This is a genomic window from Hungatella sp. L36, from assembly GCF_014288035.1.
Genome location: NZ_JACOPC010000041.1, coordinates 1 through 5,722 on the forward strand (window position 1 = coordinate 1; position 5,722 = coordinate 5,722).

At 44.1% G+C, this 5,722-nt stretch carries 6 protein-coding genes; 1 reads left to right on the forward strand and 5 read right to left on the reverse strand.

All coding sequences use genetic code 11. The annotated features are described in order from the left end of the window. On the forward strand, positions 1 to 260 hold a 260-nt coding region (locus tag H8S80_RS34060; protein ID WP_207729925.1), incomplete at its 5' end, for a hypothetical protein. 92 nt (positions 261 to 352) lie between these two features. On the opposite strand, the gene H8S80_RS33745 is transcribed toward H8S80_RS34060, so the two are convergent. The 5 genes from H8S80_RS33745 to H8S80_RS33765 all read right to left on the reverse strand — a co-directional run bounded on the left by H8S80_RS33745 (position 353) and on the right by H8S80_RS33765 (position 5,574). Beyond that, the gene (locus H8S80_RS33745; protein ID WP_002595445.1) at positions 353 to 907 is read right to left on the reverse strand and encodes a hypothetical protein; all 555 of its coding nucleotides are present in this window, start codon (positions 905 to 907) and stop codon (positions 353 to 355) included. Positions 908 to 1,297: 390 nt separating this feature from the next. After that, positions 1,298 to 2,413 carry a relaxase/mobilization nuclease domain-containing protein gene (locus H8S80_RS33750; RefSeq protein WP_002595444.1) on the reverse strand — a complete coding sequence of 372 codons (1,116 nt, stop codon included), beginning with the start codon at positions 2,411 to 2,413 and terminating at the stop codon, positions 1,298 to 1,300. Further along, positions 2,374 to 2,694 (reverse strand): plasmid mobilization protein, encoded by a 321-nt coding sequence (locus H8S80_RS33755; protein WP_002595443.1) that lies wholly within the window; start codon positions 2,692 to 2,694, stop codon positions 2,374 to 2,376. The genes H8S80_RS33750 and H8S80_RS33755 overlap by 40 nt, the downstream gene beginning before the upstream one ends. Then, entirely contained in the window at positions 2,687 to 3,322 is a 636-nt protein-coding gene (locus tag H8S80_RS33760; RefSeq protein WP_002595442.1) for a hypothetical protein, read from the reverse strand. Before H8S80_RS33760 ends, H8S80_RS33755 begins: the two co-directional genes overlap by 8 nt. An 869-nt stretch (positions 3,323 to 4,191) precedes the next feature. Continuing rightward, a complete protein-coding gene (locus tag H8S80_RS33765) occupies positions 4,192 to 5,574 on the reverse strand; it encodes a hypothetical protein (RefSeq protein ID WP_002595441.1) in 1,383 nt (460 codons plus the stop codon). Positions 5,575 to 5,722: the final 148 nt, after the last annotated feature.

A 5,722-nucleotide genomic window follows, 5' to 3' on the forward strand; every position in this document is an offset into this window, starting at 1 on the left:
ATATACTGCCCTTACCCCTCCTGACCGCTAATCTTATCAATAGATTTTTGCACCTTTTTCTCTCAAGTATAAGGGAGTGCCTTTTTGGTGTCAATATCTACACCTCACTCCCTCTCGCCTTCACCGCTTATCTTATCAATGAAGTATTTTACCTTTTTCCATCAAGTATAAGGGAGTGCCTTTTTGGTGTCAATATCTACACCTCACTCCCTCTCGCCCTTATCGCTTATCTTATCAATGAATTTATTGCACCTTTTTGACCTCTAAAAAAAGGGAGTGAATTAAGAATATCTCATCCTCACTTCACTCCCTCTTATTTTCATCACTACTCTTACCAATATTTCAGTATTTTCTACTTAGCATCACGAAGAGTTCCTTTCCATACTGCGTATTCGTCACCTTTCTCATCAGTTGCGGTTAATATTGCTTCACAATATGGATTTGATGGTGGATTCGGAGTCGTATATACATAGCTTCGAGAATTAGTTCCTGTATACCCATTATGATCTTCTTCATTTGTATGCCAACTATTTACTCCTTCAGCTCTTGTTACAAGTTTACTGGATTTTAATTTTAATGGATTAGACGTCATAGATGCCTTAACTGTGTACTGCGGTCTTCCAGATGAATCTAAACCATCATAAAAATACTCCATACTTCCTAAAATTCTATTTTCAATATCTAAAGCTGTAGCAGGAATAGGTTCTCGAGAAGAAATTGTGTTTTTTCCATCACACGCAAAATATACTTTATCCAGCAAAACAGATTCTCCATTAGTTGAACGAGTCACCGATTCTACCGCCTCGGTTTCAGCAGGAGCTGTATCTGCTGCAAAACTAACCATATTCATAGCCATCATCATTATTGCTGCCAAAGCTAACGCTACAGATCTGCGAATATTTCTCATTAATTTTCCTCCTATGTCAATGTATTTTTATAGCATCTAAAGCAACAAGTACATTGGCATCCCCTCCTTTTTGTTTTACTATACTATATTTTCAACAAAAAAACATTAATTATATATAACATTTTTATAAAACTTTACTTGACAAATAAATAATATAACACTATCAAAAACGTCCCAATATTACAGACCATACCGCCCCAAAACAGGTATATCTTCAAGCCCTCATATCTGAAAAAGCTGTTTTTGCTTTCCTCCAGCTCCCGGACTTTCTGCTTCATTACGCTTGTAAGCGTATCAGACTGCTTTTCAAGAGCTTTTGTTGCCTTCTGTACCGCCTCTATATTCGCCTGTAACGCCTTTTTTACCTCTTGGACGGTACTTTCTCTGACCTCATCTCTCAGGCTCCCAATTCCGGCTGATATGGCGTTCTGAAGTAGTTCGTTGCTGTTCTCTAACTGCTCGACTTGCTTCTTCAGCTCGCTGATGAGCTGCCTGCTCAGCTCGGCGTCTCTCTGCCTGTTCTGCTCTGCCCTTGCTTGTCCTTGATTTGACTGCTTCATCAATTCCTCGCAGCTCTCGCTCGACAAAGCTAAGGCTTCCTTCAGCAGGCTGTTCTCCAGCTCTGTCCGGCTCTGACGGTTCAGTTCTTGGATCCGTTCTCTCGGACTTGCCTGCTCTGACTTCTGCTGTTCGTGCATTTCTCTCAAACTCATGCTCCAGTTCCTCCTTTCCAAAACCCATGTTGTAGTATTTTTCCAGCTTATTATTACGAATTTTGCAAGCCTTTTCTCCTGCCTGCTTCCTTGCTAAGTCGGTATATGTGATGTATTTGTGGCTGTCCTGCCAGTCCACTCCGTACCCTCTTTCATTCATCAGCCGAATAAAGCTTTCCCGGCTGGTCGCTGTTTCCTTACAGTCCAGGACTGCCAGGGCAATGTCCTGGACATAGCTTTTCACTTTCCCCTGCTCCGCCTGCTTCAGAAGCTGGTACGTCTCTTTTTTCCATGCCACTGTTTCCTCACGTTCCGCTCCTTCAAAGGTCTTTCCCTTTTCTGAGACGTGTAGCCCCTGCTCCCTGCTCTGTGCGTTGCACCGCTCCTTCAGCTCCTGCAGGTCGGCGCTGCTCCACTGCAGCTTGTGCCCGTCCTCAAAATTGACGGAATTGACGATAAAGTGCGTATGGATATGTTTTTTGTCCTTATGGGTAGCCACAAGCACCTCAAACCCTTTCCATGCCGACGTATTCTCTGCAAGCTGTAAGGCGTTCCTGTGTGCCTGCTCCGGCGTGATTTTCTCGTCCTTATGGTAGCTCTGGACAAAGTGCTTGTATGTCCTTCCCCCGGTTTTCTCCCATAGTTCCTTGGTGGCTTGCATTTCGTCCTTTACTGTATCTGGTTCACAGTGCAGACCGCTGACAAGCTTATCCTCTGTCTTTTCCTCTTTTGTCACATAGTCCAGTGCTTGCCCTATGCCTGCTTTTGAAGATACTGCTTTAATAACTGCCATACTTCTCTCACCTCTTTCATGGTGTTAGGAAGCTCTTGCTTATAGTCCACATATCCATTTTCATTCAGCTTCTTGGCTATCTGGTTCAGATTGTTGCCTTGCCTTTTCAGCTCTGGATATATCTCTTTCAGTCCGTCCAGATTGACAATGTTCGACTGTGTGAGGGCTTCAATGATATATTGCTGTTGGCTCTTTCCAGACTGCTCTACTTTTTCTTTTATCTGTGCAAGTTCTTCCTCTGACACTCTTATAACTATCTGCTTCGGTCTTGTCCTATTCATTGATGAAGTCCTCTCTTTCCTTTACCCACTTCTTAATGAGTTCGATTTCCTCGTTCATGTTCGGCTCTTTCTCTGGCTTCCAGTCCGCTCTCATGTCTTTCAGTTCTTCCAGTGCTTCTTCTAAGTCTGCCTTATAGCTTTCTAAATCTTCTTTTTCGCTTGCTATATATTCATCAACACTATTGTAACAAGGCACACACTCATAGCTTGTAAAATCATCATTATACTTGTGGTACACAATGTCTTTCCATTCATCACTTGGCTCTGCTATGTTCTGTTTAGTAATTTCAATGTCGGATTTTATTGTCTCTACGTTCTCCAACATATCCAGATAATGCTCTGGTTCATAACCCAAATTCAATAAGTGATTCAGCAGTGTAGGCTCTGGGAACATTCCGAACCAACAACGCTCGAACCACTGGTCAGCATAATCTCTTTCATCACTTCCATTGGAGTAAGTACCGCCCACCAAATCTCCGACAAAATTCTCTATCAGCTCTCCGATTGTCAGACCATGCTTCCCACACTTTCTCGCCAGTCGGTCACAATCTGCGTCCGACAATTTCACTGTGATTTTTCTCTCTCTGATTGTCTCAATTTCTTTCTGCTGTTCCTCGCCCCAACTCATGCTTTTACCTCTCTTTCTTCTTGGCTATCACTCAACAATTTACCGCATATCTGCGGTCACTCAAAGGGGGATTGAAGGGGGGCTTTGCCACCCTCACAAGTTCTAAAGTGTAGCCGTTAGGCTATCACTTTAGGGAACTTGCAATATATCCGCTACACATAATATAGCATAGTGATAGCCACTTGTCAAGCGGATATATTCGTGCGTGGATTTCGCCAGAAATACAGTGGAGCTTACTTCCTCTTGGGCGACTTTGGAAGTGTAGGAGGGAGACAGTCAAGGGCTTGTTTTTTATCTGCAGTATGAGCTTCGGCTTGCCGATCAGCGAATGCAGCAGATAAAAAATGGTCGCAGACCACCCTTTACTTTCTTCCGCCGGAACAGACAATGAAGCACAAGGGGAAGTGACGGAACGGACGGACAGCCGTTTCCCCCTCCGGCATGATAGCCAACAAAAAAGAGTATCAAGGGTAAACGCTGCGGTCTTTCGACCGCCCTTGACACTCTTTTCCTTATGGCTCTGATAATAAACAAGGGGAAATGGCTTCTTGTGGCATTTCTGCCACTATGGTATAATGGGCAACGCTACCACCCCTATACAGGTACAGAAAGGGGGTGTGCCACCATGAGTATATTTTCGTCTTTCTTACTCTCTGTCTTGGCAAGTGTAGTCGCCTACTACATCTGCAAATGGCTGGACGGAGATAAATAGGCGGTAGCCAGCCTAAGGCATAAGCCACCTTGCCACAACGGAATAGAAAAGCCCCGGAGGTCGCAACTCCGGGGCTTTTTGCGTGCCACAATGAGCACTTTCGTCTTTCTTGCCTACTGGCATTATAGCATATGCCTTTCAGCATTTCAAGTATGCCCTACTTCCACCACTTATAAACCGTATGCTTTGCAAGTCCTGTCTCTCGGATGCAGTCCGCTTTTGTTCCCAGAGGGTTGCTTTCTCTCCATTCTTCGACAATCTTCGCCTTGTCTGGTCTCCCTTGTAGAGCTTTGCCCCTGTCCTCATTCATTGTTTCAAGGGTAAAACGTGCGATTTTTAAGTGCGTGGCTTGCTTTCTGCCGTTCCTCTTATTTGGCGGTATGACAACTTTCGTCTGCTTCTCTATCCATTCTCGGCTTGCCATAGTCGAAAGTAGCTTGTTATCAGCTTTGAGGGCTTTCAATGCGTCCTTTACATCTTCCCTTGTAAAATGGTTGTCCTCATCATCTGTAAGGCTCTCCAGATGCTCCAAAAATGAATAGGCATCTTGCCTTATTCGTCTTTCAGATATGCCACATTTCAAGCCATACGCACACAATGCCATGATTGAGAAGTACCTACCGCCTACCTTTACTTCGGTAAAAATCTTGTTCTTCCACCACTCATAAAGGGCTTCATTACACACCCATGTGCCTTTTTTCTTCGGTCTGCCCTCTACAACTCGCTCTTGATACCACTCTGGGTACAGCTTCTTTGCTTCGTCCAGTGACAGCTTACTCTTTTCTTTCTTCGGCTTCTCTGTAAGTACCGATAAATCAACCTTACAGTTCGGTATGCTGTCCTTTATATCTTCCAGAGTATAGCGGTTATCCGACATCTTATAGGCTTTCACTGGGAAGTCTGCCCCCAGCTTGCTCTGGCTCCCAACACACCTAAAGCCTTGATAGATACCTGTTATATCTGGGCTGTCTGGTCTGATACTGCTCGTATCGTTCCATAGTCTGCGGATAAATGCTTCTTTCAGCTCCGCAAGGGTATCTTCCAGATTATGATACAACTGTACTGGCTCTTTCAAAAAGTAATAGGCATGGACACCCTTTCCAGAACTCACAAGGTAGGTCGGTCGGAGCTGTACTCCGTTCCCGAATTGCTTCAAGAGGTTCTTCAACTGCTGTTTTCCGACATAATCAATATCTATTGCAACCGCATACAGTTCATGTGCGTTCTGCTTCGTGTGTGTCTTGCCATAGAACGTGATAGGCGGTATCAGTCCGAACTCGTCCCCTATGACCTTATCAAGCATATTCAGACTATCATCTATAACCCACTGCTTCGTTCTTCCCTTTCCAGATGGTCTTATCTGGGTTGCAATCACATTTCCTTTTCCGTCATGCTCTGCACTCTGTAAGCTCCCCTCTGGGAACAAGTCACGATAGAACTCATGGGGGCTGACCTCTGGAAAACCTCTCTCCAACATCAGCTCCTCTTTATCCCTATATACCTTTCTCCACTCATACATTGTTTTTGTATTTCTACGCATATTTTTCTCCTACTTAGATATATTATATAATATACTGCCCTTACCCCTCCTGACCGCTAATCTTATCAATAGATTTTTGCACCTTTTTCTCTCAAGTATAAGGGAGTGCCTTTTTGGTGTCAATATCTACACCTCACTCCCTCTCGCC

Excerpts from the sequence above, each read along its gene's own strand:
- H8S80_RS33750 (WP_002595444.1), bottom strand. The coding sequence starts at position 2,413 with ATGGCAGTTATTAAAGCAGTATCTTCAAAAGCAGGCATAGGGCAAGCA.
- H8S80_RS33760 (WP_002595442.1), bottom strand. The coding sequence starts at position 3,322 with ATGAGTTGGGGCGAGGAACAGCAGAAAGAAATTGAGACAATCAGAGAG.
- H8S80_RS33765 (WP_002595441.1), bottom strand. The coding sequence starts at position 5,574 with ATGCGTAGAAATACAAAAACAATGTATGAGTGGAGAAAGGTATATAGG.
- H8S80_RS33745 (WP_002595445.1), bottom strand. The coding sequence starts at position 907 with ATGAGAAATATTCGCAGATCTGTAGCGTTAGCTTTGGCAGCAATAATG.
- H8S80_RS33755 (WP_002595443.1), bottom strand. The coding sequence starts at position 2,694 with ATGAATAGGACAAGACCGAAGCAGATAGTTATAAGAGTGTCAGAGGAA.